Annotated in this window: 31 protein-coding genes and 2 tRNA genes; 16 read left to right on the top strand and 17 right to left on the bottom strand. The window is 63.3% G+C overall.

Going from position 1 to position 25,891, the window contains the following annotated elements:
• Nucleotides 1-12 precede the first annotated feature (12 nt).
• The 3 genes from dapB to AC1D1L_RS21015 all read left to right on the top strand — a co-directional run bounded on the left by dapB (nt 13) and on the right by AC1D1L_RS21015 (nt 1,700).
• Nucleotides 13-786 (top strand): 4-hydroxy-tetrahydrodipicolinate reductase, encoded by a 774-nt coding sequence (gene dapB, locus AC1D1L_RS21025; RefSeq protein ID WP_477343365.1) that lies wholly within the window; start codon nt 13-15, stop codon nt 784-786.
• A gap of 374 nt (nt 787-1,160) precedes the next feature.
• Nucleotides 1,161-1,415, top strand: a complete 255-nt coding sequence (locus AC1D1L_RS21020) for a DUF680 domain-containing protein (RefSeq protein ID WP_477343364.1) — start codon at nt 1,161-1,163, stop codon at nt 1,413-1,415.
• A 54-nt stretch (nt 1,416-1,469) separates the two neighbouring features.
• Nucleotides 1,470-1,700: a DUF680 domain-containing protein gene (locus tag AC1D1L_RS21015; RefSeq protein ID WP_477343363.1), complete on the top strand. Its 231-nt coding sequence runs from the start codon at nt 1,470-1,472 to the stop codon at nt 1,698-1,700.
• 344 nt (nt 1,701-2,044) lie between these two features.
• Here the strand turns inward: AC1D1L_RS21015 and AC1D1L_RS21010 are convergent, their stop codons facing one another.
• Genes AC1D1L_RS21010 through purM form a run of 5 tightly spaced genes read right to left on the bottom strand, consistent with a single transcriptional unit; the run spans nt 2,045 to nt 5,005 of the window.
• Nucleotides 2,045-2,560, bottom strand: a complete 516-nt coding sequence (locus AC1D1L_RS21010; protein ID WP_477343362.1) for a SixA phosphatase family protein — start codon at nt 2,558-2,560, stop codon at nt 2,045-2,047.
• 9 nt (nt 2,561-2,569) lie between these two features.
• Complete coding sequence (locus AC1D1L_RS21005; RefSeq protein WP_352558044.1) at nt 2,570-2,911, bottom strand: type II toxin-antitoxin system HicB family antitoxin; 342 nt, start codon at nt 2,909-2,911, stop codon at nt 2,570-2,572.
• Entirely contained in the window at nt 2,908-3,162 is a 255-nt protein-coding gene (locus tag AC1D1L_RS21000; RefSeq protein WP_477343361.1) for a type II toxin-antitoxin system HicA family toxin, read from the bottom strand. Before AC1D1L_RS21000 ends, AC1D1L_RS21005 begins: the two co-directional genes overlap by 4 nt.
• A gap of 59 nt (nt 3,163-3,221) precedes the next feature.
• Nucleotides 3,222-3,929, bottom strand: a complete 708-nt coding sequence (gene purN / locus AC1D1L_RS20995) for a phosphoribosylglycinamide formyltransferase (RefSeq protein ID WP_477343360.1) — start codon at nt 3,927-3,929, stop codon at nt 3,222-3,224.
• On the bottom strand, nt 3,926-5,005 hold the full coding sequence (purM, locus tag AC1D1L_RS20990; RefSeq protein WP_477343359.1) for a phosphoribosylformylglycinamidine cyclo-ligase: 1,080 nt from the start codon (nt 5,003-5,005) through the stop codon (nt 3,926-3,928). Before purM ends, purN begins: the two co-directional genes overlap by 4 nt.
• Before the next feature lie 378 nt (nt 5,006-5,383).
• On the opposite strand from purM, the gene AC1D1L_RS20985 reads away from it, so the two are divergent.
• Genes AC1D1L_RS20985 through hdaA form a run of 3 tightly spaced genes read left to right on the top strand, consistent with a single transcriptional unit; the run spans nt 5,384 to nt 7,824 of the window.
• On the top strand, nt 5,384-5,941 hold the full coding sequence (locus AC1D1L_RS20985; RefSeq protein WP_477343358.1) for a CDP-alcohol phosphatidyltransferase family protein: 558 nt from the start codon (nt 5,384-5,386) through the stop codon (nt 5,939-5,941).
• Complete coding sequence (locus AC1D1L_RS20980) at nt 5,913-7,118, top strand: AI-2E family transporter (protein ID WP_477343357.1); 1,206 nt, start codon at nt 5,913-5,915, stop codon at nt 7,116-7,118. Before AC1D1L_RS20985 ends, AC1D1L_RS20980 begins: the two co-directional genes overlap by 29 nt.
• A 1-nt stretch (nt 7,119) precedes the next feature.
• The gene (hdaA, locus tag AC1D1L_RS20975) at nt 7,120-7,824 is read left to right on the top strand and encodes a DnaA regulatory inactivator HdaA (RefSeq protein WP_477343356.1); all 705 of its coding nucleotides are present in this window, start codon (nt 7,120-7,122) and stop codon (nt 7,822-7,824) included.
• A gap of 214 nt (nt 7,825-8,038) precedes the next feature.
• Here the strand turns inward: hdaA and AC1D1L_RS20970 are convergent, their stop codons facing one another.
• The 5 genes from AC1D1L_RS20970 to AC1D1L_RS20950 all read right to left on the bottom strand — a co-directional run bounded on the left by AC1D1L_RS20970 (nt 8,039) and on the right by AC1D1L_RS20950 (nt 10,525).
• Complete coding sequence (locus AC1D1L_RS20970; protein ID WP_352585194.1) at nt 8,039-8,299, bottom strand: hypothetical protein; 261 nt, start codon at nt 8,297-8,299, stop codon at nt 8,039-8,041.
• A gap of 78 nt (nt 8,300-8,377) precedes the next feature.
• Nucleotides 8,378-8,566, bottom strand: a complete 189-nt coding sequence (locus tag AC1D1L_RS20965; protein ID WP_477343355.1) for a zinc-binding dehydrogenase — start codon at nt 8,564-8,566, stop codon at nt 8,378-8,380.
• A 162-nt stretch (nt 8,567-8,728) separates the two neighbouring features.
• Nucleotides 8,729-9,037 carry a hypothetical protein gene (locus AC1D1L_RS20960; RefSeq protein WP_477343354.1) on the bottom strand — a complete coding sequence of 103 codons (309 nt, stop codon included), beginning with the start codon at nt 9,035-9,037 and terminating at the stop codon, nt 8,729-8,731.
• A gap of 175 nt (nt 9,038-9,212) precedes the next feature.
• Nucleotides 9,213-9,289: transfer RNA gene (locus AC1D1L_RS20955), tRNA-Pro, on the bottom strand.
• 51 nt (nt 9,290-9,340) lie between these two features.
• Nucleotides 9,341-10,525: a flavin-containing monooxygenase gene (locus tag AC1D1L_RS20950; RefSeq protein WP_477343352.1), complete on the bottom strand. Its 1,185-nt coding sequence runs from the start codon at nt 10,523-10,525 to the stop codon at nt 9,341-9,343.
• Between the two features lie 173 nt (nt 10,526-10,698).
• Between AC1D1L_RS20950 and AC1D1L_RS20945 the strand changes: the two genes are divergently transcribed.
• From AC1D1L_RS20945 to AC1D1L_RS20910, 8 genes are all read left to right on the top strand, one after another.
• Entirely contained in the window at nt 10,699-11,004 is a 306-nt protein-coding gene (locus AC1D1L_RS20945; protein ID WP_112560867.1) for an ETC complex I subunit, read from the top strand.
• Between the two features lie 72 nt (nt 11,005-11,076).
• Nucleotides 11,077-11,153, top strand: a tRNA-Arg gene (locus AC1D1L_RS20940).
• Between the two features lie 357 nt (nt 11,154-11,510).
• Nucleotides 11,511-11,870, top strand: coding sequence for an ArsR/SmtB family transcription factor (locus AC1D1L_RS20935; RefSeq protein WP_203278147.1), 360 nt, complete (start codon nt 11,511-11,513; stop codon nt 11,868-11,870).
• Between the two features lie 277 nt (nt 11,871-12,147).
• Entirely contained in the window at nt 12,148-13,587 is a 1,440-nt protein-coding gene (locus tag AC1D1L_RS20930) for an FAD-binding oxidoreductase (protein WP_477343351.1), read from the top strand.
• 266 nt (nt 13,588-13,853) lie between these two features.
• The gene (locus AC1D1L_RS20925) at nt 13,854-14,192 is read left to right on the top strand and encodes an antibiotic biosynthesis monooxygenase family protein (RefSeq protein ID WP_477343349.1); all 339 of its coding nucleotides are present in this window, start codon (nt 13,854-13,856) and stop codon (nt 14,190-14,192) included.
• A 9-nt stretch (nt 14,193-14,201) separates the two neighbouring features.
• Nucleotides 14,202-15,092 carry an alpha/beta fold hydrolase gene (locus AC1D1L_RS20920; protein WP_436259174.1) on the top strand — a complete coding sequence of 297 codons (891 nt, stop codon included), beginning with the start codon at nt 14,202-14,204 and terminating at the stop codon, nt 15,090-15,092.
• A 113-nt stretch (nt 15,093-15,205) separates the two neighbouring features.
• Nucleotides 15,206-15,334, top strand: coding sequence for a hypothetical protein (locus AC1D1L_RS20915; protein ID WP_477343348.1), 129 nt, complete (start codon nt 15,206-15,208; stop codon nt 15,332-15,334).
• A 127-nt stretch (nt 15,335-15,461) separates the two neighbouring features.
• A complete protein-coding gene (locus AC1D1L_RS20910) occupies nt 15,462-16,523 on the top strand; it encodes a glycosyltransferase family 2 protein (RefSeq protein WP_436259176.1) in 1,062 nt (353 codons plus the stop codon).
• Nucleotides 16,524-16,628: 105 nt separating this feature from the next.
• On the opposite strand, the gene AC1D1L_RS20905 is transcribed toward AC1D1L_RS20910, so the two are convergent.
• The 6 genes from AC1D1L_RS20905 to AC1D1L_RS20880 all read right to left on the bottom strand — a co-directional run bounded on the left by AC1D1L_RS20905 (nt 16,629) and on the right by AC1D1L_RS20880 (nt 22,466).
• Entirely contained in the window at nt 16,629-17,120 is a 492-nt protein-coding gene (locus AC1D1L_RS20905; RefSeq protein WP_477343384.1) for a LysE family translocator, read from the bottom strand.
• A gap of 199 nt (nt 17,121-17,319) precedes the next feature.
• Entirely contained in the window at nt 17,320-18,135 is an 816-nt protein-coding gene (locus AC1D1L_RS20900; protein WP_112560884.1) for an ABC transporter permease, read from the bottom strand.
• Nucleotides 18,135-18,968, bottom strand: coding sequence for an ABC transporter permease (locus AC1D1L_RS20895; RefSeq protein WP_477343346.1), 834 nt, complete (start codon nt 18,966-18,968; stop codon nt 18,135-18,137). The genes AC1D1L_RS20900 and AC1D1L_RS20895 overlap by 1 nt, the downstream gene beginning before the upstream one ends.
• Nucleotides 18,969-18,990: 22 nt before the next feature.
• On the bottom strand, nt 18,991-20,106 hold the full coding sequence (locus AC1D1L_RS20890; protein ID WP_477343345.1) for an ABC transporter substrate-binding protein: 1,116 nt from the start codon (nt 20,104-20,106) through the stop codon (nt 18,991-18,993).
• 84 nt (nt 20,107-20,190) lie between these two features.
• Nucleotides 20,191-21,282 (bottom strand): ABC transporter ATP-binding protein, encoded by a 1,092-nt coding sequence (locus AC1D1L_RS20885; protein ID WP_477343344.1) that lies wholly within the window; start codon nt 21,280-21,282, stop codon nt 20,191-20,193.
• 299 nt (nt 21,283-21,581) lie between these two features.
• Nucleotides 21,582-22,466, bottom strand: coding sequence for a LysR substrate-binding domain-containing protein (locus AC1D1L_RS20880; protein ID WP_477343342.1), 885 nt, complete (start codon nt 22,464-22,466; stop codon nt 21,582-21,584).
• Between the two features lie 82 nt (nt 22,467-22,548).
• Here AC1D1L_RS20880 and AC1D1L_RS20875 point away from each other — a divergent pair, with 82 nt between their 5' ends.
• A complete protein-coding gene (locus tag AC1D1L_RS20875) occupies nt 22,549-24,141 on the top strand; it encodes a zinc-binding metallopeptidase family protein (RefSeq protein WP_477343341.1) in 1,593 nt (530 codons plus the stop codon).
• A gap of 32 nt (nt 24,142-24,173) precedes the next feature.
• Nucleotides 24,174-25,106, top strand: a complete 933-nt coding sequence (locus AC1D1L_RS20870) for a dimethylarginine dimethylaminohydrolase family protein (protein WP_477343339.1) — start codon at nt 24,174-24,176, stop codon at nt 25,104-25,106.
• 89 nt (nt 25,107-25,195) lie between these two features.
• Here the strand turns inward: AC1D1L_RS20870 and AC1D1L_RS20865 are convergent, their stop codons facing one another.
• The gene (locus AC1D1L_RS20865; protein WP_477343338.1) at nt 25,196-25,873 is read right to left on the bottom strand and encodes a hypothetical protein; all 678 of its coding nucleotides are present in this window, start codon (nt 25,871-25,873) and stop codon (nt 25,196-25,198) included.
• Nucleotides 25,874-25,891: the final 18 nt, after the last annotated feature.

Here is a 25,891-nt window from a genome sequence, read left to right as displayed (position 1 = left end):
ACGAAAGCCGCAATGCCGCATCCATTGAAGATAGCCATAGCCGGCGCGCTCGGCCGTATGGGCAGGCAGATGGCACTGGCCGTCGAGGCCGATCCCAGGCTGGCGCTCGTCGCGCGATTCCACCGGCCTGGCAGCGCCGGCGGGGGCCTGGTCGAACGCGATGAGGCGCTGGAGATTGCCGATGTCGTCATCGACTTCACCACGCCGGCGGCCTCCGTCGAACTGGCAAAGGCCTGCGCGACCCGCGGCGGCCCGGCACTGGTCATCGGCTCGACCGGGTTCAATGCCTCTGAACTTGCCGCCATCGCCGAGGCCGCGAAGTCTATCGCGATCGTGCGCTCGGGCAGCTACTCGCTCGGCCTCAACATGCTGGCGGGGCTGGTCGAACAGGCGGCGCGGGCGCTTGGCCCCGACGCCGACATCGAGATCCTGGAAGCGCATCACCGCCTGAAGGTCGACGCGCCGTCCGGCACGGCGCTGATGCTTGGCGAAGCGGCCGCGAGGGGGCGCGGCGTCGGCCTCGACGACGTGGCGAGACGCGCTCGCGACGGCGTCACCGGTCTTCGCCCTGCCGACGAGATCGGCTTTGCCGTGCTGCGCGGCGGCAGCATCGTCGGCGAGCACAGTGCGAGTTTCCTCAGCCAAGGCGAGACGCTCACGCTCTCGCATTCAGCCGGCGACCGCTCGATGTTTGCGCGAGGCGCCATTGCAGCGGCACTTTGGGTGGTGGAACGCCCGCCCGGCGAATACGACATGCGCGACGTGGTGGGTTTTACCGCCTTTTGAGATGCAACGGTAACGGCAGCGAGGGGCGGTTGCGATGGTCCTTGAGCCGCCTAATCAGTCGAGATACTAAAGAAGCCGAACCGTTCGGTTCGATTCACATTGACGCACTGTATCGTGATCGATGAACGTCAACTCAACGAGTCAGCCGCGAACTATAGCAAGTGCTATAATTTAACTATTTGATCTCACTGTAGAAAATTGCAACCGCCGCGTCATTCGGTGGATTTCAAGATCGAACTGAACGGTTCGGTTCACACATTTTAGTGATTGGAAATGGCAGCAAGACAGACCCATCTCGGGGTGGTCCGAGCGACGCGAATTCCTCCCAAGGCACGCCACTAGACGGACAGGACCAGATATCTGGAGTACTTAAAATGACCAAGATCGCTCTTACCGCTGCTGCTCTCCTCGTTGCCACCGGCACCGCTTTCGCAAGCAGCGACCACTACGGCTCTGACGGTGTCAACCAGCCCGCCGTGACCGCTCCGGCCGGCAATATTGACCACAGCTATGGCAATATCGACCACAGCTATACGGCCTGGATCGGCAAGCCGGCCACCTTCGGCGGCTTCACGATCAAGGGCGACTCTAACCAGCCGCAATCCGGCCAGGGCATCTGGGGGCGCTAAGCCGGCTCCCGCCCAACCGATCAGACCATCAATCCCAAGTCAGGAGTATTCAAAATGACCAAGATCGCTCTTACCGCCGCAGCCATCCTCGTCGCCACGGGCTCTGCTTTTGCTGCCGGCTCGGACCACTATGGCTCGAACAACGCCAACCAGCCGGTTGCCACTCAGTCGTCTTCTAGCATCGACCACCTGTTCACCGGCTCGATCCTGAAGTCCGAAAAGGCGCAGGCTGACGCCAATGCCAAGGTTCCCGGTCAATCCGGCCAGGGCATCTGGGGCCGCTGATTTCTGACAATCGTCGACCACAAAGAGCGGTGGGCTTGGCCCGCCGCTCTTGTTTTTTGCGCAGCCCGCTTGGGTTCTTCGGGGTCTGAATCAGCTCCGCAGCAATCCGTCCTAGCTTCTTGTTTGCGCATCATCTTTTTAGGGCGCGATGGTGAAGGAGCCAATCTCCCCCCTCGTGGGGGAGATGTCCGGTAGGACAGAGGGGGGCGTGAAGGTGCGCTATCCCGATTTCCACAATTCCGGCAATCGCGACCAGATTAAGAACACCAAACAGTCGGCGGGACAGCGCCCCCTCTGCCTTGCCAGGCATCTCCCCACGAGGGGGGAGATTAGCAGCTTCGGCGTCAGCCCAAATCCTTCGGCCTGATGCAATGCGTCAGCCGGGCTGTACCGAAGGCGAGGTCTGTCCAGTCATCGTCGACGACAAAGCGGGCAAGGGCGCCGGTCGGGAATTTTTCTTCAAGCTTCCCGCGAGCCCGGACATCCGATCGCGGACCGGCAAGCCGGCGCGCCAAATCCTCCAGACCGGGATTGTGGCCAAGCACCAGAAGACGGCCAGCCGATGCGATTGCCTGTCGCACCTCGGCCAGCATGTCGCCAGCTGTGGCCTCGAAGAGCGCCGCGGCAAACTCCACAGGCACTCTCGCCGGCAGTTCGGCCGAGACCAGCCGCCATGTCTCCCGCGTGCGCAGCGCCGGTGACACCAGCGCCAGATCGGGCAGCCAGTCGCGCCTGGCCAGCTCGCGCCCCATCTGCGGCGCAGCCTTCAGCCCGCGCGCAGCAAGTGGCCGGTCGAAATCGGCAAGCGCCGGATCGTCCCAGCTCGACTTGGCGTGGCGAAGGAGAAGCAATTGTTTCATCGATCCGCCTCAAGCGATCTGCTTGTCGGCGGCCTCACGCAAGACCTCTTCTCCCCACTGGTTCAGGCTCTTGCCCGCGACTTCCGCAGCCAGCGCGACTTTCGAGTGGACCGACGGATCGACGCGCAGCATGAGATTTCCGGAATAGGGTTTTTGCGGCGATTTGCCGATTTTTGCGCAGGTTTCGACATAGTCGTCCACAGCCTCGTGGAAGGCTGCTTTCAGCCCCGCGACAGTTTCGGAATGGAACGATACACCGTCGCGAATCCCGGCAATTCGGCCGAAGAAAATCTCGTCGTCATCGTCATAGTCGACACGGGCGGAATAGCCCTTATAGGTCATCGCATTCATGGTTTCACTCCGATCCTCGACAGGAATTGGCGAGCATCTCTCACCTGGTATCGTTTCGCTTCCTTGGCCGGGTGCGGCCTGTGGAAGGTCTCAACCTCGCCCTTGATCACAAAACGCACGCGCGAGCCGCTTCCCTCGATCACCTGGCAACCGACCGCAATCAGCAAGGTTTCGATGGCGATCCATTCAATGTTGCCTGAAACCGGATCGGTGAATATCGCTCTGAGCACGCGCTTGTGCTTGCTGTTCATGCAAGCATAGATAGGCCAGGGTGGCTGAAAATGCAATCAAATTGTGATTGCACAAGGCCTCACGGCGTGATCCGCGCCAGATGCTCGAGGTCACGTTCCTCGCGCAGTGGGTCGGGCGCCATCACCACGGAAGTTCCGTTTTCGGCGTCGTCGGCGAAATGCGCCAGCACGGTGCGGCCGCCTTCCATGCGCGCCTTGCCGTCGGCGACGAGGCCGAGCGCCAGCGCATAGAGCCGGTGTTCGGCCTTCAGCACGCGCGCGGCCAGCGTGTCCTCATTGTCGCCGACCATCACCGGCACCGCGGCTTGCGCTATGATCGGGCCGTCATCCATTTCGGGCGTGACGAAATGCACCGTACAGCCATGGATGCGCATGCCGGCCCGCAAGGCGCGCGCATGCGTGTCGAGCCCCTTGAAGGCCGGTAGCAGGGCAGGGTGGATGTTGAGCATGCGCCCTTGCCACTTCTCGACCAGGCCACGGGAAAGGATGCGCAAATAGCCGGCCAGCGCCACGATCTCGGCGTTGAACGCAACCAGTGCGGCGTCGATCGCCGCATCATGGGCTTCCTTGCTGGCATGGTCGGAGCGCACGATGACCTTGGTCGGGATGCCGCGCGCGGCTGCGATGCCGAGGCCGGCGGCGTTCACCCGGTCGGAAATGACGCCGACGATTTCGGCGGGATAGGCCGGATCGCTCGCCGCCGCGATCAGCGCCGTCATGTTGGAGCCGCGTCCCGAGATCAAGACAACCGTGCGTTTCCTGCTCATAGGCCGATCGAGCCCCGATAAATGACGCCGGCGTCGCGGCGCGGTACGATGCGGCCGATCGGCGTCACCGTCTCGCCGGCCTCCTGCAGCACGGCGGCGACTTGCGCGGCCTGGCCGGAGGCGACGACGAGGATCATGCCGATGCCGCAATTGAAGGTGCGCATCATCTCTTCCGGCGCCACGCCGCCGGTTTTCGCAAGCCAGGAAAAGACCGGCGGCACATCGATGGCATTGAGGTCGAGCTCGGCGGAGAAATCCTTCGGCAGCACGCGCGGGATGTTTTCGGGGAAGCCGCCGCCGGTGATATGGGCGAGCGCCTTGATGCCGTGCGTGTTGCGGATCGCCTTCAGGATCGATTTCACATAGATGCGCGTCGGCTCCAGCAGCGCCTCGGCCAGCGTCGCCTCATCGTTGAACGGCGCCGGATCGCTCCAGGCAAGCCCACTGACGCCGACGATGCGGCGCACCAACGAAAAGCCATTCGAATGCAGGCCTGAGGAAGCCAGACCCAGTAGCACGTCACCCTCGACAATGTCGTCGGTGGGCAAGAGCTGGCCGCGTTCAGCCGCGCCCACGGCAAAGCCGGCAAGGTCGTAATCGTTGCCATGATACATGCCGGGCATTTCGGCCGTCTCGCCGCCGATCAGCGCGCAACCGGCCTGCCGGCAGCCCGTTGCGATGCCGCCGACGATCGCCGCTCCCTGGTCGGGGTCGAGCTTGCCGGTGGCGAAATAGTCGAGGAAGAACAGCGGCTCCGCCCCTTGTACGACAATGTCGTTGACGCACATGGCGACGAGGTCGATGCCGATCGTGTCATGCTTGCCGGCTTCGATGGCGATCTTCAGCTTGGTGCCGACGCCGTCATTGGCGGCAACCAGCACCGGATCGGTGAAGCCCGCCGCCTTGAGGTCGAACAGGCCGCCAAAACCGCCAATCTCGCCATCGGCCCCCGGCCGGCGCGTCGCGCGCACCAGCGGCTTGATCTTTTCGACCATGAGGTTGCCGGCGTCGATGTCGACACCTGCCTCGGCATAGGTGAGGCCGTTCTTGCGCTTGGCCTGGTCGCCCTTGCTCATCGTCGGCGCATCCCTGTTTCCCTTGCGGGCTCTTCGCATGAATGGTTTCGGGGGGCAAGGATGACCAATCTCCCGGGCCACAAAACCGTGGACAATTGGAGCATTTGGATGCGGCAGGCGCCGGTCGAGCCGATTAGCCGATCTCCCCCCTTGCGGGGGAGATGTCCGGTAGGACAGAGGGGGTGGGAAGGATCGCTGCCTTCGAACGATCAGCCTTTCAGTCGCATTTAATAAAGCGGCCGATACGCTGGCGGGACAGCACCCCCCTCTGCCTTGCCAGGCATCTCCCCCGCAAGGGGGGAGATTGGCAGCTCCTCCCTTGCGCCCACCCGCCATCTCGCTCATCTATCTCTCAACGAGCGACGACGGGACACACGATTGACCATTCCCAACCTGATCACCATCATGCGCTTCGTGCTGGTCCCGGCCGTGGTGCTGGCGATGCTGAACATGCGCTGGGACTGGGCCTTTGCCGGCTTTCTCGTTGCCGGCATTTCCGATGGCGTCGACGGCTTCATCGCCCGCCGCTTCAACCAGCAGTCGAAGCTCGGCGCCTATCTCGATCCGATGGCAGACAAGGTGCTGCTGGTCTCGGTGTTCGTGGTCATGGGCTTCATCGGGCAATTGCCGCTATGGCTGGTGGTGACCATGGTGTCGCGCGATGCGCTGATCATCTGCGCCGTGCTGTTGTCCACCGTCATGGCGCATCCGGTCGAGGTGAAGCCGCTCTATGTGTCGAAGGCCAACACCGCCGCCCAGATCGTACTGGCGGCCGTGGTGCTGGGTGAACTCGCCCTTGGCCTCCACCTCGACCCGCTCAGGCCCGCGCTCATATTGCTGTCCGGGGTCTTGACCGTGGCTTCGGCCGCGGCCTATCTCGTGGCTTGGCTGAGGCATATGAGCGGCTATGGCGAAGGCTCCACCCCGGGCACCTGATCGAGAATCCATCGAAGTTGCGGCCGAGGCAGCGGCCGCCGGCGAAGCTGCGTCCCTGGCGTTTCGCCGCCAGATCTTCTTCTGGCTGGGAACCGCCGTCTTCCTGGCGCTGTTCCTCTATATATTCTCTGGCATCCTGCTGCCCTTCGTCGCCGGCATGGTGCTTGCCTATTTCCTCGATCCGGTCGCCGACCGGCTGCAGCGCCTCGGCCTCTCCCGGCTGATGGCGACGGTGGTCATCCTCATTACCTTCATCGTCCTGCTGGTGCTGGCCTTCGTCATCCTGGTCCCGGTGCTGGCGACGCAAATGGCCGATTTCGCCGGCAAGCTGCCGGAATATCTGACCCGGCTGCAGTCGCTGATCACCAGCTTCGATCCGAAATGGCTGGAGCAGAAATTCGGCGTCAACGCCAATGGCCTACGCGACGGGCTGAATTCGCTGCTGACCTCGGGCTTCGGCCTGTTGAGCACCGTTTTCACCTCGATCTGGAGTTCCGGCGTGGCGCTGGTCTCGGTGGTCAGCCTGTTCGTGGTGACGCCGGTCGTTGCCTTCTACATGCTGCTCGACTGGGACCGCATGGTGGCGATCATCGACAGCTGGGTGCCGCGCGACTATGTCGGGACGGTCAGGGCGATCTCCAGGGACATCAACACCGCGACCGCCGGCTTCGTGCGCGGCCAGGGCACGCTGTGCCTGGTGCTCGGCGGCATGTACGCCACCGGCTTGACGCTGACCGGGTTGAATTTCGGCATCCTCATCGGCTTGTTCGCCGGGCTGATCTCCTTCATCCCCTATGTCGGCTCGCTGACCGGGCTGGTGCTGGCCGTCGGCGTCGCCTTCGTCCAGTTCTGGCCGGACTGGACGATGGTGGCGTTGGTCGCCGGCGTGTTCTTCGTCGGCCAGTTCATCGAGGGCAACATCCTGCAGCCCAGGCTGGTCGGCAAAAGCGTCGGTCTGCATCCGGTCTGGCTGATGTTCGCGCTGTTTGCCTTCGGCGCCCTGTTCGGCTTCGTCGGCCTGCTGATTGCGGTGCCGGCCTCGGCCGCGGTTGCCGTGCTGGTGCGCTTTGCCATCGCCCGTTATCTTGAATCGCCGCTCTATAAGGGGCACGCCACTGAGCCCGTCCCGCCACTGCCCGCCGATCGCGGCGGCGGTCACCGGACGCGGCGCAGCTGACGTGGCCGACCAGAGAACCGAACCGCCGCGCCAGCTACCGCTCGATCTCGGCCACGGCACCGGCTATTCGCGCGATGAACTGGTGGTGTCGGCCACCAACCGCGAGGCGGCAGCCCTGGTCGATCGCTGGCCGGACTGGCCCTCGCCGGTAGTGGTGCTCGCCGGCCCGGCCGGTTCCGGCAAGACTCATCTGGGGTCGATCTGGCACGCACGGGCCAACGCAGTGGCGGTCGATGCAAGCCGCATCGGCAATGCCATCGCCGGGCTCGGCGGCAGGCCGGCGCTGATCGACGATGTCGACAAGGCAGCCATCGACGAGGCGGGCCTGTTCCATCTCATCAATGAAGTTCGCGGTGCCGGGGCCACCTTGCTGTTGACGGCGCGGCGTTTTCCCGCTGCCTGGGGGGTGACGCTGCCCGATCTCGCCTCACGGCTGAAGGCCGCGGCGACCGTCGAAATCCACGAACCGGACGACCTGCTTCTGGCCGGCGTCATTACCAAATTGTTCGCCGACCGCCAGGTCGAGGTCGAACCGCACGTCGTGCAATACCTCGTGCGCCGCATCGAGCGCTCGCTGGCCACCGCCATGCGAGTGGTCGAACGGCTGGATCGCACCGCGCTCGAACGCAAGACGCCGATTACCCGTTCGCTGGCCGCCGAGATCGTCAGTGCGATGGACGAAGGGCAGGGCGAGTTCGAAATTTAGGCAGTGGAAGGAGAAGACTCCGCTTCTGTCCCATTTCGAGAAAAAACCTCTGGCATCCATCGTGCGGCACTACGCCTGCCGGCTGACCCCGGTCCTGATCGCGTTCCTGATCGGGTTGTAGGCTCGCCGGGAGTGATGATTGGGGTTCTCGCCCGGCGAGCTTACCTTCAGGCAGAATGATCGCCAGAGTGCCTTAAAAGGGCGTCCGCTCCTGTCACGCCCACAACGGGGCCAGATACCGAACCAGCAGGTAGACCGCCGTATGCGCTGCCACGTAGCAGGCGGCAACGACGACAAAGAATGTCAGGCTGGCTGGCCATGAGCGGGGAGCACGCTGCCTCTTGCTCGGTCGGTTGTTCCAGATCCATAGAGCAGCACAAATAATGGCCCAGACGACCACGAACGGAATCGCAATGCCGATATAGGCGAAGTAGGCTGGGCCTATCAGCGACAGCCATGCCTCGAGACCAAGCATCCGGAATCTCCCCTTTGCCAAAGTCTAGACCGACGGCAGCGATGAAAGCGATGGATTATCCGAGCGGAGCGTATTGCGTCAAATCTTCAGCACCACCCGGCCGAACGGGCGCTCCTCGATGAGATACCGCAAGCCTTCGGCGGCATCCTCCAGTGCAAAGACCTTCGCCACGACCGGCTTGACCTTGCCCGATACAAGCAGGTCCTTGTCTGGCTGATGCGCTTTCGGTGAGCAGCAATAACCCCTTGATGCCAGTGCGGCGTTCAAAATCTTGCGCCGATGCCGTCTATGACGGCGCCATGGCCTTCGCTGATACGATTGAACCCCTCTGCCCAAATGCGGATGCTCGACGGCTTCAATGGGCAGGATCGCGTTCTCGGCCTGGCGCTCCGGCCGGCAACCGACCGGAGCGTGTCTGCGACAATCGGATCAACCGCAGACCCTGACCTGCTCGATGACCCTGTGATGATGGCGCCAGTGCTTGACCAGCTCGATATGGCAGCGGTGGTGGCGGTGGTGGCGGCGCCACTGACCGTCATTGCCCTGATTGTCGCTATATTCATCGTCGTCGTAGACTCTTTGGCGTTCGTGATAACGGCGAATTTGTATTTGATCATTGTCGGGTGAATATTGATCGCCGTCATCCGACTGGATGATCACGCTGGCGGCTTGCGCCGGTGCAATCAAAACTGCCATTCCGGCAAAAGCGATCATGGAAGCGATTATCAGGGTTTTCATTATATCTCTCCTTGGGTCGAATAATACTCAACTCGCGGGGAGAGGTTCGCGTTCCAATCCAAATTGCAGGGTAACCGATGCAGGCCAGCGGGGTGCGAACGCGCACCGCCATGCGCCGGCGGCGAGGCAGCCGTTGGCGACCTTTGACCACAAACAAACTTTGCAGGGAGAAAAATGGTCGGAGTGGAGAGATTCGAACTCCCGACCCTCTGGTCCCAAACCAGATGCGCTACCAGGCTGCGCTACACTCCGAGGCCCTGCGGCGTATAAGGTTCCGGGCCCTGGCGCGCAACCCCTAAAACGTCAAACCGGACTCGGCGGTTTGCGCTCCCGCGCAATCCTGGCAGCGATCGCCTTGGCCTGGATGCGGGCGTTGGCGAAGCAGCCGCGGATGCTCGGCCGCATGCCGGTGAACCACAGGCCCGGCAGTTTCGGGTCGCTGTCGGCGCCGTTGAACAGCGGCACGCCCTTTTTGTCGAGCACGCCGAGCTTGCCCAACATGGCCTCGAGACCGGTGCGGTAGCCGGTCGCGGCGATGACGATATCGGGCTGGATAGTCACGCCATTGTCGAAAATGACCGTGTCGCGGGTGAATTCCCGCACCGTTGGCAGCACGAGGATCCGGCCGTCCTTGATGGCGTCGACGGCGCCGTCATCGGCGGCGATGGCGGTATAATCCGACGCCAGCCGGCTTGCCCCGCCCGAGGGCGTCGGTGGCAGGCCGAAGGCGGTGAGGTCACCGAAGACCAGCCGCTGCGTCGCTGCCATCACCGCATCGGCAAGCTTGAACGGCAGCCGCGCCAGAATCGGCGAAAAGCGGTGGACAGCGATCTGGCCGATGCGCTTGGGCAGCAGCGCCGGGCCGTTTCGCGCTGATAGCCAGATCTGCGCCGTATCTACCTGCGCCAGATGGTTGAGCGCGTCGAAACCGGAATTGCCGGCGCCGACGACCAGTATCTTTCGGCCGGCATAGTCGTTGGCGTCGCCGAACTCAGCCGAATGGATGACGCGCCCGGCAAAGGCCTTCATACCTTTCCAGGCCGGAATGACGGGCTGCCGGTCGCGCCCGGTGGCGATGATAACATGGCGCGCCAGTCGCGGCCCGACGCTTGTCTGCACAAGCCAGTGGTCACCGTCGAAGGCGATCTCATCGACCGAGACGCCGAACTCGACCGGCAGCCGGTGCATGGCGCGGAATTCGTTGAGATGGCGGATGATTGCGCTTCGGTGCGGAAAGGCAGGGGTGCCGGCGGGAAACGCGACGCCCGGAAGTGCCGAGAGATCGCGATGCGTGTTCAGGTGAAGCTGTGGGTGGCGCCGGTGCCATGGCTCGGCCAGCCGAGCTTCCTTTTCCAACACCATCACTTGTACGCCGGCCTTGAGCAGCGCATGGGCTGCGGTCAGCCCGGCCCCGCCGGCGCCGATGACGATCACGCCGTTGAAAATCGCTTGCTGGCCGGCCTCGGCGTGCAAAATCCCTGCGTCCATGCCTCTCTATGTCGCCATCATGACCATGACTTTTGATGCCGCGCCAGTGTATCGGGCCTATGCCGCTTCCGGAGCGGCGCGGTTGCAAGCCGCTTCGGCCTTGCCGTCGGCAGTGTTGCACAGTATTGACTGAAATAAGGCGGCGCTACCGCCAACGCAGCCACGAGGTGCCCATGTCCGCGCGTATTTTCAGCCCAGCCAAAACCGCGATGCAGTCCGGCAAGGCCAAGACCGGCCATTGGGTGCTGGAATTCGATCCCGCCCAGCGTAAGAAGATCGACCCGCTGATGGGCTACACCACATCGGGCGACATGCTGAGCCAGATCCGGCTCACCTTCGACACCAGGGAAGAGGCAGTGGCTTATGCCGAAAAGCAGGGGCTGACCTTCCGCGTCGAGGAGCCGAAGGAGACCAAGCGCCGGCAGATTTCCTATGCGGAAAATTTCCGCTATGACCGCAGGATACCCTGGACGCATTGACCGGCATCGCCGGGCAGCGTCCGGCACATAGACATCAGCCGGCCAAGATATCAAATGGCTTGTCCGGCCAGCGGTCCCGTAGCTCAGCTGGATAGAGCACCGGCCTTCTAAGCCGATGGTCACAGGTTCGAATCCTGTCGGGATCGCCAATAATTCAACGGTTTAGCTCTGGCGCCGCTCCAAAGTTCCAACATCTCACCCTGTTTCCGCGGGCCGTCAGCGCCATCCCTCCGTGCTGCCCGAAAGCAGGTCGCCGGCAGATATCGTTATGGTCTTGTAGAAAGAGCGCAGCGCTGATAGTCTTTGGTCTGACATTGGCTAGGACTTTGGTCTGATGATTCTGACTGGAGTCTTGGCTTATGCCGACTGAAACTTGGCGCTGGTTTTCGCCGCATAGGTCGCCTCGGTTGAGTGGGCGAGATGCGACGAAATCATCGCAACGGTGTATCCAAAGGTCGCGTTTGGCACGGCGCCGGGTGAGCGCGAAAGTAAAAGATCTGGAATCGATGATTTCGAGAACACTTGCCGCCAATGCAGAAACTGTCGCCGCCTTTCTCAACTTGATGGGAAATGAGAAGCGGCTTTTGATCATGAACCACCTGGCCGGCGGCGAACTTTCGGTCGGTGTTCTTGCCGAGAAAGTTCTGCTGAGCCAATCGGCCCTGTCGCAGCATCTTGCCAAGCTCCGCGCCTTCGGCCTTGTCGACACCCGTCGCGACGGCCAGATGGTCTACTATTTCTGCTCGTCCGGTGCGGCGCGCGAACTGCTTTCCATGCTGGATGGCTTCCTGGCGACCGAAAGACCGCTCACGGGGCCGGGCCCGCATTACGTCGCCGAAAGGCTGCGCCGGGCGCGAGCAGCCTGAGGGCAGGCATCGGCCTGGATTGGTTGACCCTTAGGCCGGACTTCATTGTCGCTAACGCGAAGTCGATGTCGGCGCCATCCCGGCGCTGATCGCCAGTATTTTCGACGTTTCTGCGCCTCTCCAGCGTTGGGTCGTCCATGCCGGCCAGACCGCACGTCGTTGGGCGCCAACATGGGTGCAGCACCGGTCCGTGCAAAACTTGCGCGATTTCTAATATAAGAGCACAGTTCGAAGCGCGGGGGAGAACGGCTCACAAACAAAAAATCGGGAGGAAACCATGAACAGCATTAGCCTCACCACGCTCGAACGCGGCAAGACGACCGTCGACGCTGCGGTCCTTGAAGCGCTTTCGGCACAATTGCGCGGCACACTGCTTCAGGCGGGCGACGCCGCCTACGACGGAGCGCGCACCGTCTGGAATGCCACGGTCGACCGGCGCCCCGGTCTCATTGTGTGTTGCGTCGGCGCCTCCGACGTCATCAGTGCCGTGAATTTCGCCCGGGAAAACAGGCTTCTCGTCTCCGTGCGCGGCGGCGGCCACAACATTGCTGGCAGTGCCGTCTGCGATGGCGGCCTGATGATCGATCTATCGGCGATGAAGTCGGTGCGGGTCGATGTCGCGGCGCGGCGGGCATGGGTCGGGCCCGGCGCCACGCTCGTCGATGTCGACCGGGAAACACAGGCTTTTGGCCTGGTGGTGCCGACGGGTATCAACTCGACCACCGGCATATCAGGCCTGACGCTGGGCGGCGGCTTCGGCTGGATCACCCGCAAATTCGGCCTGACTATCGACAATCTTGTTTCAGCCGATGTGGTCACCGCCGATGGCAAGTTGCTGCGGGCCAGCCAGAAGGACAATCCGGACCTGTTCTGGGCGCTGCGTGGCGGCGGCGGCAATTTCGGTGTCGTCACGGCGTTCGAGTTCCAACTCCATCAGATGGGTCCGCAGGTTCTGTCGGGGCTCGTCGTCCATCCCTTCGCCGATGCCGAAAAGGTGCTGCGGGACTATCGCAAGGCGCTCGAGGCCGCGCCCGACGAACTGACCTGCTGGGTGGTCATGCGGCAGGCACCGCCGCTACCGTTCCTGCCGACCGAATGGCATGGCAAGGAGGTGCTGGTTTTGGCCATGTGCTATTGCGGCGACATCCAGGCGGGCGAAAGGGCGACGCAGAAGCTTCGCGCCATCGGCACACCGATTGCCGATGTCGTCGGCCCCAACCCGTTCACCGGCTGGCAGCAGGCCTTCGACCCGCTGCTGGCGCCCGGCGCCCGCAACTATTGGAAAAGCCATGACCTGACCGGGCTTTCGGACGGCGCGATTGGTGCCACCACTGCGGCGATTACCAGGCTTCCAGGCCCAGAATGTGAAATTTTCTTCGGTCATGTCGGTGGCGTGGCGGGCCGTGTGGCGGCAGATGAAACGGCGTTTCCACAGCGCAACTCGCATTTCGTCATGAATGTCCACGCCCGCTGGCGCGAACCGGCAATGGACAAGGTCTGCATCGATTGGGCTCGTGGTATCTACGAGGCGACCAAGCCCTATGCCGCCGGCACGGCTTACGTGAACTTCATGCCGGAGGACGAAGTCGACCGGGTCGAAGCGGCCTATGGCGGCAACTATCGCCGGCTTCTGGAAATCAAGCAGCGCTACGACCCGCTGAACCTGTTCCGCATGAACCAGAATCTGCGGCCGAAAGAAAGCCAGCGCGCTGCTTGAGGTGGCAGCGCGTAATCCCGAACCGGAGATCCGTGCGTGCGAATATCGGAATCGATTTTGCTGCATTGACCTTCGGTTCGAAGCGGGTTGTCGCCTATGGCGCCGGCCTGGACGGCCGGCCTCAAGGCCCGGGTCTCAACACCCCTGAGGCAAGCTGATTGCCACAAGTTCGAATCCTGTCGGGATCGCCTTTTTTCCTGCGGCCCTTTTGTCAGGAGCTTCAGCTGACCGCTGGAACGTGGCTCGCACTCAGGTGTTTATGAGAGATGGCACGGAAAACCCCGACCATCGCCCGCATCTGGCACGGCAGGACCTTGCCGGAAAAGGCCGACGCCTATGAGCGTTACAACTACGATGCCGGCATCAAGCCGCTGGTCGAGAAAGCACTTGGCGTGCAGACCTTTCGCGAGGACACGCCGACCCATTCGGAATTCATCACCATCTCCTACTGGGAGAGCGTCGACGCGATGGCGGTCTTCACCGGCGGCGATCCGAAAAGCATCCACCATCTCGACCGCGACAAGGAGCTCCTGATCGAATTGCCGGCGGATGTGCAAGTGCTTCGCATCCGCTCCAACCACGGCGCGGTCGGGCAGCAGGATTGAAGGCACCTGATGTTTTCGGGCTTTGGCGCCAGAACCGTTCAAGTGGAGGAGACATCGATCTTCGTCAGGGTCGGTGGCTCAGGGCCGCCTCTGCTGCTTCTGCATGGCTTTCCCCAAACGCATGTGATGTGGCGCGACATCGCCGTGGCATTGGCGTCACGCTTCACCGTGGTCGCCGCCGATCTCAGGGGTTACGGCCGGAGCGGTTGTCCAGCCTCCGACATCGATCATGCGGCCTATTCCAAACGCACCATGGCGCGCGACATGGTGCAGGTCATGGGCGTACTCGGCTTCGAGCGTTTCATCGTTGCCGGCCATGATCGCGGCGGCCGGGTCGCCTATCGGCTGGCGCTTGACCATCCCGGAAAAGTGTCGAGGATCGCCGTCCTCGATGTCATCCCCACCGCCGCCGCCTGGGATCGCGCCGATGCCAGACTGGCGCTTGGCTTCTGGCCATGGAGCCTGCTTGCCCAGCCTCAACCATTGCCGGAGCGTCTGCTGGCCGCTGCGCCTGACGCCATCGTCGACAATGCGATCACGCAGTGGGGATCGGCTGGGAACGCCTTCCCCGAGGAAGTCAGAGCCGCCTATATCGATGCGCTGCGCGACGCCGCTCATATTCACGCCATCTGCGAGGAGTATCGCGCCGCCGCCGGCGTTGACCGCGAGCACGATGCGGCGGATCAAGCCGTCGGCCGTCGCATAGCATCCCCGGTGCTTGCGCTGTGGAGCGGCGAAGGCGGGCTGGAAAACTGGTATGCGCACGAGGGCGGCCCGCTGGCGATCTGGCGGCAATGGGCCGACAGCGTCGAGGGTGGCGCTGTCGAGGGCGGCCACTTTTTCCCGGAGGAAAACCCCGACGGGACGGCGAAAATTCTGTTGAATTCCTTCGCTGCGTGAGGCCCGGTTGGGCGAAGCGGCAACCAGGCCGCCGGTTGCAGGTTCGAATCTGCCAGGATCGCCTGTGCTGCCCGAGGGGTTATTCCGGCCACATTTGAAGGTCAGGATTCGCCATGCCTTCACGGCTCCCGCCCGCCCGCTCGTCCGATCCGATCGCGACCGCAGCCGGGCTCGGCGCGGCATCGTCCGCCACAGCTCGGCGGCCGACCTCGAAGGCAGATGGCGGCCTGAAGTCGCAATGAGAGACGTGACCCGTCTCCTGAAGGAAAGCGCAGCTTTTCCCTGGGAAACTCGTCGGGCACTTGGAGAGGGGGCGGGCCCATGGAGCGGCTGTCGCCGAAACCGAAGCAAGATGCGAGGTCGAATACGATGCAGTCGAACGGAACTCCGGTATCCATCATCATCCCGAATTACAATTACGCGCGCTTCCTCAACCGCAGCATCGACAGCGCCCTGGAACAGGACTACGGCGACGTCGAGGTCATCGTCGTCGACGATGCATCGCAGGACAATTCCACGACCATTATGGAATCCTATGGGGACAGGATCGTCGCCTGCCCGCGAGCGCAAAACGGCGGACATGCGGCGGCGTTCAACACCGGTTTTGCCGCAAGCTCGGGCAGGATTGTCCTGTTCCTCGACGCCGACGACTATCTCTATCCGCCTGCTGTCTCCAAAATCGTCGACACTTGGGATCCGGCAACCGCCCAAGTGCAATCCAGGCTGCATATCGTCGACGAACAACAGCGCATCAAGGACGTCTTTCCGCCACCCGAACTGCCCTTCGACAGCGGCGACGTCAAGCCGAAACTCCTGCACAAGGGGCGCTATCAGACGACCGTGACCAGCGGGCTGGCTTTTGACCGTGAGACCCTGGAAACGATCATGCCGATTCCCGAGCCGGATTTCCGCCAGGGCGCCGATGGCTATCTGGCAACGTTGGCACCCTTCCACGGACACGTCCAATCCATCGACGAATGCCTGGGCGCCTACCGGATTCACGGCGCGAACCATTCGATATTCGGCGAGCAACTCGCCGAGCGGGCGCGTTGGCGCGTAAGGCACGATTTCCGCCGCCTGGAGGCGTTGTCGGAGCAGGTCTCCGGGACCGGCCTGACGGTTGTCCCGTCGGATGCCGTCCGCCGCGATCCGATCCATCTGGAGGAGCGGCTGGCCTCACTCTGCGCGGACAGCCACCAGCACCCGGTGGCCGACGATTCGCGGCTGGCGCTGGCGGCGGCGGGTGCCGTCGCCAGCCTGGAGATGACTGCATCCTTGCGGCGGCGTGCCGTCCTTGCCGCCTGGTTTCTGTCGGTAGGCATGTTGCCGCCCAAAATGGCCATGGCCGTGCTGTCGTGGAAACTCGACGCTTCATCCCGGCCGGCATTTCTTACCCGCCTGTCCAAGACCATCCGCAACGCAATGGGATAGCATCTGGCGGCACTGCGCACCGCCAGCACGGTGATGACGATCGGGATCACCGAAAGGGCGGCGCTCGCCGGTGCGCAGGCTCGTCGGTATTTGCCGGCACGCGCCTCAGAGATGCCCGAGCGACTGCAGGATCAAAGTGCTCGAAAGACCAAGCAGGGCGATGCCATACAGGCGGTCGATCCAGACGGCGTTTGGCCCAGCCAAAAGCCTCGTCGCCCGCGAGCCAAGCATCGCGTAAAGCATCAGCATGAGGACATCGGCAAGCGCGGCGATAGTGGCCAGGATCGCATATTGGATTGCGATCGGCTCATCTGCTCGGACAAAGTGCGGTAGGATTGCGGGAAACAGCAGCCAGGCCGCCGGATTTGTGACCGCCACCAGAAAGCAGCGCCCAATGAGGGCCTTGGCTGAATGGTGTGTTTCGGGAAGGTTCGGATTGAACGCAGGTCGAGATGCGTTGCGCAGGGTGCCGATGGCGACGAAGAGCAGATAGAAGGCGCCGAACATCCTGAGTGCCGAGAGATAGAATTCCGAGGCCAGCAGAAGGGCGCCGAAGCCGAGCGCGACGATGCTGATGAGGACAAAATCCGACAGCACAACGCCGGCAATGCCGAGAAATGCGTGTCGAGCCCCCGTAGCGGGACCCGTTGGTGATGGCGAGCACAACGTCCGGTCCCGGAACCGCCATCCCGAGCACCGATACGAAGGCGAATGTCACCAGCGGCAGGTTTCCCATGCCGCTGCGTAATGTACCCCGCGCTCTCCGTCGGTAACGTCGTTCACATAGCTGTTGTTGCTACTTGGCTTGGTGCCCGCCGCGTACCTTGACCACAACGCTGCGCAACGCCAGCACCAACACGGTGATGATGATCAGGATTACCGAAAGGGCGGCGATTGCCGGATCGATGTTGTCGCGCAGGCCCATCCACATTAGCCGCGGCAGCGTTATGGCGTTGACCGAGGTGATGAACAGGGTCACGCCGATCTCTTCCCAGGACAGCACGAAGGACAGCAGTGCCGCGGTGACGATGCCGAACTTGATGTTGGGCATGATGATGCGCGTCGCGCGTTCCCACACGCTGGCGCCAAGACCGCGCGCGGCGAGGTCGATGCGGCGGTCGAGCTGGCTGAGCGAGACCAGGATCAGCACCGTGGCGAAGGGCACCGTCATCACCGAATGCGCCATGGCGACACCCAGCCAGGTGTCGTAGCCGAAGAACGAACTCATGCCGGAGATCGAGGTCAGCAGGAAGTAGAGCGTGATCGCCGACACCACCGGCGGCACCACCATCGGCAACAGCACGAAGCCAACGAGCGCAGCAGTAAAGCGCGGCTGGAACATCCAGACGCCAAGGCTGAAGCAGAGCGCCAGCACGGTGGAGATGACGCTGCTGACGATGCCGATGCGGATCGACAGCAGGATGGCGTCGAGCCAGCGCGGATCCTCGATCAGCGAGCGGTAGTGGCGCAGCGAGAGTTCTCCCGTCGGCATCGCCAGCATGCGGCTTGGCGTGAGCGACACCGGAATGACCGCCAGCAGCGGCAGCAGCAGGAACAGCGCCACCAGCACGGCGAGGATCAGCGAGACGGGGCCGGGGCGATAGGTCGGCATCAGATCAGCTGCTTCGGTCTGACATAGCGGAACAAGAGCGCCATCAGCGCGCCGACGAACAGCACCAGCACGACGCTGATTGCCGCGCCCAGCCCCCAGTCGGGGCTCTGGAAGATCCTGAGATAAATCAGTTCGGCGATCATCACGCTGCGGCCGCCGCCGAGGATCGCCGGCGTGACGAAGAAGCCGAGCGAGAAGACGAAGACGATCATCGCTGAACCGATGATGCCCGAGCGCGTCATCGGCACGAACACCGTCCAGAAGGTGCGCATGCGGCTGGAGCCGAGCCCGCGCGCCGCCAGCAGCACGCGCTCGTCGAGGCTGCGCATGGCCGACGCCAGCGGAAACACCGCGAAAGGAATGAGGAAATGCGTCATGCCGACGATGACGCCGAATTCGTTGCGCACCAGCGCCAGCGGCTCGGAGATGAAGCCGATCGATTGCAGCCAGGTGTTGATCAGGCCGCGGTTGGAGAGCAGCGCCACCCAGCCGAAGGCGCGCGTCAGCACCGAGATCCAGAAGGGGACGAGAATGCAGAATTCAGCGACTATGCGCTGCGCCGGGCTGCCGCGCACCCACACCATGGTGATTGCATAGGCCGCCGCGACAGACACGACGGTGACGATCAGCGCAATGCGCAGCGTGCGGATGAACACCGACTGCACCAGGGCGTCGGTGGCGAGCGCGCCATACTGGCCGAGGCCAGGCGTCGGCAGCGTAACGCTCCATTTGACGACGCCGAGGAACGGCCAGGCATAGGCGAGCACAAGAAACAGGAGCAGCGGCGCCATCAACAGCGCCGCGCCCATCCTGTCTGAGAGGGTGCCTCTCATCTGGGGGTCACACCCGGCTTGGTCAGGCCGAGATGATCTTGGTGTATTCGTCGAGTGCTGCCCCGTAATTCTTGGCGTACCAGTCCATGTCGAGCGCGATCTGCTTCTTCATGTTTTCGGGATCGACCGGGTTGATACGCTTCTTGTCGGCAGGGATCAGCGCATCGGTGGCCGGATTGGCCGGACCTTGTCCGAGCTTGTCGAACATCACCAGCTGCTTTTGCGGGTCCTGGGCGCTGGCGATGAATTTCATCGCCGCGTCCTTGCCGCCGGGGTTGCCCTTGAGCACGGCGAGCGCGCCGGGCGAGATCAGGCCCTGGTCCCAGATGAACTTGATCTTGCCGCCCGAGTCCTGCTCGATCAGCGAGGCACGTGTCGACCAGACGATCGCCATCGAGGCTTCGCCGTTGAGCAGCACGCTCTGGCTCTCGGCGCCGCCGCCCCAATAGGCCACGACGTTTTCCTTGAAGGCGGCGATCTTGTCATGCGCGCGCTTCAAATCGAGCGGATAGAGCGAGGCCGGCGCGATGCCGTCGGCGAGCAGAGCGGCTTCCCAGCTCGACACGCCCCATTTGTAGAGCGAGCGTTTGCCCGGGAATTTCTTCACGTCGAAGAAATCGGCCATGCCGGTCGGCGCGTCCTTGCCGTATTTCTCGGAATCATAGGCGATGACATAGGAGAAGAAATAGGTCGATGCCGCGTATTCCCAGCCGAAGCCCTCACGCATCTTCTTCTTGTCGACGATGGTGTAGTCGATCGGCTCGAGCGCGCCCTGGGCGCCGAGCGTGATGGCCGAGAACGGGTCGACGTCGACGAGGTCCCAGGTCGGGGCGCCGCTCTTGAACTGCGCGGCAATCGCGCCCTCTGTCGGGCCCGAGCCGTCCATCTTGACGGTGATGCCGGTCTCCTTAGTGAAGGCCTGGCCATAGGCGGCATCGTAAGCCGTGATGGCATCGCCGCCCCAGTTCACCAGCACCAGCTCCTTAGCCGCGGCAAAGGCACCGGTCGAGCGCAACAGCATCGGCGTGCCGGCCAGCATAAGAGCGGCAAGCTGCGTGAATTGCCGGCGCGAAATCTCGCCGCGCGCTGCCCTGGCGGACAGGCCGTCCATGGCTTGTTTCTTGGTTTCGTTTGTCATGTCAGTTCCCCTTTTTTCGTTGATGGTTCCGGTGGTTGTGGCGCGCCCCAGATTCTTTGCTGGAAGACTTCGCCGGTTTGGTCGTCATCCTCCGTCCGGAAGGAGGAAACCTTTTTCCGCCGGCCAGGTCAGCCAGACGGAATTGCCTTTGCTCAGCGCCGCGGCCGCGACCTCGTTTGGCACCGACACGGTGACCTTGGCGCCTTGGCGCGTTGTCAGGTCGAGCTTGGTCGCCGCACCCAGATAGGTCGAGCCGACGGCGGTTGCGGCAATGCCGTTCTCGCCGACGGCGGCTTCGCGCGCGATCGACATATGCTCGGGGCGGATCGCAAGGATGGCGTTGCCGTTCACCGCCTCGGCATTGCCGCGCAGAGTGATCGCGCGGTCCTCGCAGAGTGCGGTGGCGCCATCATCGGCGCGCTTCACGCCCTTCAGCGGCAGCATGTTGATCTCGCCCAGGAACTCGGCGACGAAGCGGTTGGCGGGACGGTCATAGACCTCGTCCGGCGCGCCGACCTGCAGTAACTTGCCGTGGTTGAAGATGGCGACGCGCGACGACAGCGCCAGTGCTTCGCTCTGATCATGGGTGACGAAGACGAAGGTGGTGCCGGTCTCCTGATGCAGCCGCTTCATCTCGGCCTGCATCTGGCCGCGCAGGCTCTTATCCAGCGCCGAGAAAGGCTCGTCGAGAAGCAGCACACCTGGCTCGAACACCAAAGCGCGGGCCAGCGCCACACGCTGCTGCTGGCCGCCGGAAAGCTGCGCCGGCAGTTTGGTCTCGTGGCCTTTCAGGCCGACGCGCTCGATCATCTCGGCGACGCGGCGCTTGATCTCGGCTGCCGATTTCTTGCGCACCTTGAGCGGGAAGGCGATGTTGGCCTCGACCGACATATGCGGAAACAGCGCATAGCCTTGGAACACCATGCCGGCGGCGCGCTGCTCGGCCGGCCGCTCGGTGATGTCGACGCCGTCGCTGAAAAGCTTGCCCTCGGTCGGCTGCACGAAGCCGGCCAGGATCATCAGGAAAGTGGTCTTGCCGGAGCCGGAGGGACCGAGCAGGGTCAAAAACTCTCCGCGGCCGATATTGAGCGACAGATTGTCCAGTGCACGGAACGAGCCGAAGCTCTTGCCGATCCCGATTGCCTTGATCTCTGCGGCCCGGCCGGGTTGCTGCATCCTGCCTCTTCCTTGGTCGTGGCTTGAGCGTAGGGCAGGGCGGCGGCTCACCGCAACCGAATAGTTTTCGCCTGATCGGCAAATTTGATTCACGGATGGGGGGTGGCGAGACGCCGAAAGCTGCTGATCTCCCCCCTCGTGGGGGAGATGCCCGGCAGGGCAGAGGGGGGCGCTGTCCCGCCGGCCTCTCAACTTTTTGCGACGCCTATTTCTGATAGGATCCTTCGCTACCTTCGAAAGTTGGCGTTCCTTCGCGCCCCCCTCTGTCCTGCCGGACATCTCCCCCACAAGTGGGGAGATTAGCTAACTTCCGACAGCTTCGACCTAAGCCAGGCGCTGAACGCCTCCAGCACCGGGTGACTTGCCTTGGCATGTTCAGAAACCAAAAAGTACGAGCGAGGCGAGCCGATCGCTATGTCGAAGGGGCGCACCAGCCGTCCTTCGCTCAGCGCCCGGCGACTGGTCAATTCGTCGCCCAGGGCGATGCCCTGGCCGGCGATCGCCGCGGAAAAGACCAGGTTCATGTCGGAAAAGAAGATGCCGCCTTCGGTGTCGGGGTTTTCCACCTTCGTCAACGTCAGCCAGCGCGCCCAGTCCTCGGTGTCGCCGAGATGCAGGAGATTGGCGCGCAACACGTCGGCCGGCTTGGAAAAGCCGCCGACCTTGTTGAGCAAGGTCGGGCTGCAGAGCGGTGTGAACGAGATCTCGCACAACAGTTCGGCGGCCCGGTTCGGCCAGTTGCCGACGCCGAAGGCGATGAAGGCGTCGGCGTCTGGATTGCTGACATCGTCCAGCCGCCTTGGCGTCAGGATCGACAGCGCCACATCGGGATACATCTGCCGGAATTCGCCGATATGGGTGCATAAAAATAGCGAGGCGAAGCCCGGCGTGCAGGAGACGGCGAACGAGCCGCCAACGCCGGTACCGGCCTGGCGTGTCACCGCATCGCCAAGCACGGTCAGCGCCTTCCTCACATCTGCGGCATAGCGCTGGCCGCGCGGTGTCAGCGCCACGCCCTTGCCGATGCGCTCGAGCAGGTCGAAGCCGAGATCGCGTTCGAGCAGCCGCAACTGATGGCTGACCGCGCTGCGGGTGAGGTGCAGTTCGTCGGCGGCGCGCCAGACGCTGCCGTGGCGGGCAAAACTGTCGAGGGCGCGCAGCGCCTGGGTGGAAGGTATTCGCAAGAAGCCTCAGGTGAACCGAATTTGCACGAACCGGGAAAACATATCACTTTTTGCAAAGCCGCTTCACTGCTTTCTTGGCCGCATGGAGAAAACGGTGACGACCTCGGCGCAAGCCACCGCGCTTGCCTGTCTCGATGGCATCCAGCCGTCGCTGTCGGCGTGGACGCGCACCATTTTCGATTTCGGCGAGACTGCCTGGCGTGAATACCAGTCGGCGGCCTGGTATGTGGCGCGGCTGAAGCATGAGGGCTTTTCGGTCGAGGAAGGGTCGGCCGGCATGCCGACCGCCTTTTGCGCTCATTGGACGAATGGCCCGGGGCCGACCATCGGCATGTACGCTGAATACGACGCCGTGCCCGGCAATTGCCAGGATGCGGCGACGGTGAAGCGGCCGCGCCCAGGTCTTGGCGGCGAGGCCGGCGGCCATACCGATCCGCATTCCGGACTTGGCGTCGCCAGCCTCGGCGGGCTTCTGGCGACCAAGGCAGCAATGCAGCGCCACGGCATCGAGGGCACGCTGCGCTTCACCGGCGAGCCAGCCGAGAAGGTCAGGGGTTCGAAACCGATCCATGCGGCCGAGGGCTATTATGACGGCCTTGCCGGCATGATCTCCTTCCACCCTTTCTACATGCTGCCACTCTGCAACACGGCGCGCTGGGACACGCATTGCGGTGCTGCCTATGCGATGGTCTACCGCTTTGTCTGCGACGAACCGCAAAACTGGGTTCGCGCCGGCGATGGCGCGCCGATCCCGCAGGCGCATTCGGCCGTGCGGGCGCCCGGCGCCAACGACGCGCTGATGACGATGTACATGGCCTCCAAGGCGCTGCGTGATTCCATGCTGCCGCACCAAGGCGGCTGGTCGATCAGCGAGGCGATCCTCACCGCAGGACAGGCGACGGCCGACAATCTGCCGGCGGGGCTCTCCGAGATCCAGTACATGATCCGCGTGCCGACCATTGCCATGGCCGAACAGGTTACCGCCGTGCTCGACCGCAACGCACAAGCCGCCGCTACGATCAGCGGCAGCCGCTACGAGCGCCACTGGGTGTCGAAGTCGCGGCCGGGGCTCGCCAATCACGCCATGGCCGGGATTGCCTATGAAGCGCTGTCCACGGTCGGCCCGCCGCGCTGGGATGAGGCGGCGAAGACGATCGCCCGCGAGGTGCAGGTCAATGCCGGTGGCACCGCGACCGAAAACCCGTTCATCGACGAGATGGAACGACTAGTCGCGCCGCAAGAGGCCGAGGCCATCCTGCGCCGCGATTTGCCGCCCTCGCAGATCAACTCCACCTCCGACGATTACACCGACATGTCGTGGCACGCCCCGACGGCCCGCTTCTATGTCGCCCGCCCGGCGCTGCGCTCGGCGAACGGCCACGCCTATCCGTCCTGGGCGATGAATGCGCTGGGTGGCATATCGGCCACCATCGATCCGATGGTCATTTGTGCCGCCAAGACGGTTGCGCTTGCAGCCCTCCGCTTGCTTGAAGACAAGACCGCGCGCGATGCGGCGATGGATGAATTTACCACCCGCACCGGCGGCGGCATCGGCGGCTCGACCTGGATCGCACCGCTTTGCGACTACGACCCGCCGATCAATTTCCGCTGGCCGGAATATGTCACCACCGCGCGCGGGCTCGACTGGTGGATTCCGTCCGCCGGCACCGCATGATCGACCACGGATATCACCAAAAGGAGAACCCCATGACCGTCCATGACCACATCGTCGCCGAACCGTTCTCGCTGCAGCGCCGTAACCCCGCCGGCGGCACCAAGCCGCTCACCGCCTGGGGTTTTGCCAACGAGACCGATGTCTTGACCGACGTGCTGCTCGGCTCGCCGAATTTCCTGCGCCATCTGTCGACCAGCTCGCTGTCGCGCAAACATCTGCGCGAGGCGCCCTGTAACGTCCAGATCGCGCAGGCGCAGCACAAGGACCTTGTCGCCGCCTACGAGCATTTCGGCGTCAACATCCACTGGCACGAGCCGACGCCGGAACTGCCGATGCAGGTCTATTCCCGTGATTCCAGCGTCATGACACCTTATGGCGCCTTCATCACCGCCATGGCCAACTGGTGGCGGCGCGGCGAGAACTATGCCGCTATCCGCACCTATGAAAAGCTCGGCATCCCGATCTACGACATGGTCACCGCAGGCACGTTCGAGGGCGGCGACTTCAACGTCATCGAGGAGGGCGTGGTGCTGATCGGCTGCGGTGGCGCCCGCACGCAGGAAGAAGGCGCCCGCCAGGTGCAGGACTGGTTCGAAAAGGAGGGTTGGGAGACGCGCCTCGCCTTCATCGACGAATATTATGTCCATATCGACCTGATGGTGGTGCCGATCGCCGAAAAGCTCACCGCGGTGTGCCTTGCTTGCACCGAGCCCGGCATTGTCGACTGGCTGAAGGGCAAGGGCCACGAGATCATCGACGTGCCGTTCCAGGACACGATGGCGCTCGGCTGCAACTTCATGTCGCTCGGCAAGGACAGGGTGATCGCGCCGACCTCGAGCCAGACGCTGATCGGCCAGCTCAAGGCGCGCGGCTTCGAGGTCGCTGCCGTCGACATGAGCGAGATCTCCAAGACCGGCGGCGGCATCCACTGCATGGCGCAGGCGCTGAAGCGCGAGCCGGCGTAAGCCAACCAGGCGTACGAAATATCGGCATGCCGGCGGGGCAGGAGCGCGACAACGCCCCGCCCCATCCTGCTTCGCCGATGCAGGCCATCTCAGAGGCTTAGCGGTGTAACCTGTTTTGGCTTCCGCAGCCGCTTCGGTACGAGATAGGTCATATTTCTGCGCAACCGGTGCAACTGATAGCTGATCCTGGTGGGCAGGGGCGGCTCGATGCTGAAGCCGGAAAGATGCCGCTGCCACAAATCGCGGTCACCCATCCAGGAGAAGCCGTCGCCGTCGTCGCGTTCATAGTCCCCAGCCGGCGCATCGAGAATCAGGTAGCGTTTTTGCTTGCAGCGGTCGGCTATGAGGTCGGCGAGCACGTGCCGGTCTTGTTCCGGCAACGGCTCGCTAAGGACAAACAGCGCCGAGTACCTGTTGTCGATCGCTTTGCGCAGGGCCGCGCACCAGCCCTCATGCAGGGCGCGGGCGGCTGGATAGAGCGCATCGAGCCTTTCTTCCGTGATCCCTTTGGGGAATTCGTGAGGATGCCTGGTGTCGTATTTGCGATTGCACACCACGCCTGCCGCAACGGTGAGATCGGCCCGCTCGAAAGCGCCGGTGAAATCGTTGCGGAAATAGTCGAGCAGGCCGGCTGGAGAGGTTGTCTGCCAGTCGAAGACATAGCGGCGCGCGGTGCGCCTGCCGAACACGCGCTGGATGTTTGCCTTGGCCCGGCAACTAGGCCCGAGGCTCAGCACCTGCTGGAAGGTTTCTTCCCTGTCGGCCACGCGATCCGTCCCGTCTGG

Source organism: Mesorhizobium sp. P2_D6, from assembly GCF_056404315.1.
The sequence above is the reverse complement of the archived record's forward strand: the minus strand, read 5'-3'. Positions and strand labels throughout refer to the sequence as shown.

Bases quoted from the DNA above. Each gene is read 5' to 3' on its own strand.
- AC1D1L_RS21000 (WP_477343361.1), bottom strand. From the start codon at position 3,162: ATGAACAGCAAGCACAAGCGCGTGCTCAGAGCGATATTCACCGATCCG.
- dapB (WP_477343365.1), top strand. From the start codon at position 13: ATGCCGCATCCATTGAAGATAGCCATAGCCGGCGCGCTCGGCCGTATG.
- AC1D1L_RS20875 (WP_477343341.1), top strand. From the start codon at position 22,549: ATGGAGAAAACGGTGACGACCTCGGCGCAAGCCACCGCGCTTGCCTGT.
- AC1D1L_RS20890 (WP_477343345.1), bottom strand. From the start codon at position 20,106: ATGACAAACGAAACCAAGAAACAAGCCATGGACGGCCTGTCCGCCAGG.
- AC1D1L_RS21010 (WP_477343362.1), bottom strand. From the start codon at position 2,560: ATGAAACAATTGCTTCTCCTTCGCCACGCCAAGTCGAGCTGGGACGAT.
- AC1D1L_RS20900 (WP_112560884.1), bottom strand. From the start codon at position 18,135: ATGCCGACCTATCGCCCCGGCCCCGTCTCGCTGATCCTCGCCGTGCTG.
- AC1D1L_RS20980 (WP_477343357.1), top strand. From the start codon at position 5,913: ATGGCGAAGGCTCCACCCCGGGCACCTGATCGAGAATCCATCGAAGTT.
- AC1D1L_RS20930 (WP_477343351.1), top strand. From the start codon at position 12,148: ATGAACAGCATTAGCCTCACCACGCTCGAACGCGGCAAGACGACCGTC.
- AC1D1L_RS21015 (WP_477343363.1), top strand. From the start codon at position 1,470: ATGACCAAGATCGCTCTTACCGCCGCAGCCATCCTCGTCGCCACGGGC.
- AC1D1L_RS21005 (WP_352558044.1), bottom strand. From the start codon at position 2,911: ATGAATGCGATGACCTATAAGGGCTATTCCGCCCGTGTCGACTATGAC.
- AC1D1L_RS20895 (WP_477343346.1), bottom strand. From the start codon at position 18,968: ATGAGAGGCACCCTCTCAGACAGGATGGGCGCGGCGCTGTTGATGGCG.
- purM (WP_477343359.1), bottom strand. From the start codon at position 5,005: ATGAGCAAGGGCGACCAGGCCAAGCGCAAGAACGGCCTCACCTATGCC.
- AC1D1L_RS20920 (WP_436259174.1), top strand. From the start codon at position 14,202: ATGTTTTCGGGCTTTGGCGCCAGAACCGTTCAAGTGGAGGAGACATCG.
- AC1D1L_RS20935 (WP_203278147.1), top strand. From the start codon at position 11,511: ATGATTTCGAGAACACTTGCCGCCAATGCAGAAACTGTCGCCGCCTTT.
- AC1D1L_RS20950 (WP_477343352.1), bottom strand. From the start codon at position 10,525: ATGGACGCAGGGATTTTGCACGCCGAGGCCGGCCAGCAAGCGATTTTC.
- AC1D1L_RS20925 (WP_477343349.1), top strand. From the start codon at position 13,854: ATGGCACGGAAAACCCCGACCATCGCCCGCATCTGGCACGGCAGGACC.
- purN (WP_477343360.1), bottom strand. From the start codon at position 3,929: ATGAGCAGGAAACGCACGGTTGTCTTGATCTCGGGACGCGGCTCCAAC.
- AC1D1L_RS20915 (WP_477343348.1), top strand. From the start codon at position 15,206: ATGCCTTCACGGCTCCCGCCCGCCCGCTCGTCCGATCCGATCGCGACC.
- AC1D1L_RS20870 (WP_477343339.1), top strand. From the start codon at position 24,174: ATGACCGTCCATGACCACATCGTCGCCGAACCGTTCTCGCTGCAGCGC.
- AC1D1L_RS20970 (WP_352585194.1), bottom strand. From the start codon at position 8,299: ATGCTTGGTCTCGAGGCATGGCTGTCGCTGATAGGCCCAGCCTACTTC.
- AC1D1L_RS20885 (WP_477343344.1), bottom strand. From the start codon at position 21,282: ATGCAGCAACCCGGCCGGGCCGCAGAGATCAAGGCAATCGGGATCGGC.
- AC1D1L_RS20945 (WP_112560867.1), top strand. From the start codon at position 10,699: ATGTCCGCGCGTATTTTCAGCCCAGCCAAAACCGCGATGCAGTCCGGC.
- AC1D1L_RS20910 (WP_436259176.1), top strand. From the start codon at position 15,462: ATGCAGTCGAACGGAACTCCGGTATCCATCATCATCCCGAATTACAAT.
- AC1D1L_RS20960 (WP_477343354.1), bottom strand. From the start codon at position 9,037: ATGAAAACCCTGATAATCGCTTCCATGATCGCTTTTGCCGGAATGGCA.
- AC1D1L_RS21020 (WP_477343364.1), top strand. From the start codon at position 1,161: ATGACCAAGATCGCTCTTACCGCTGCTGCTCTCCTCGTTGCCACCGGC.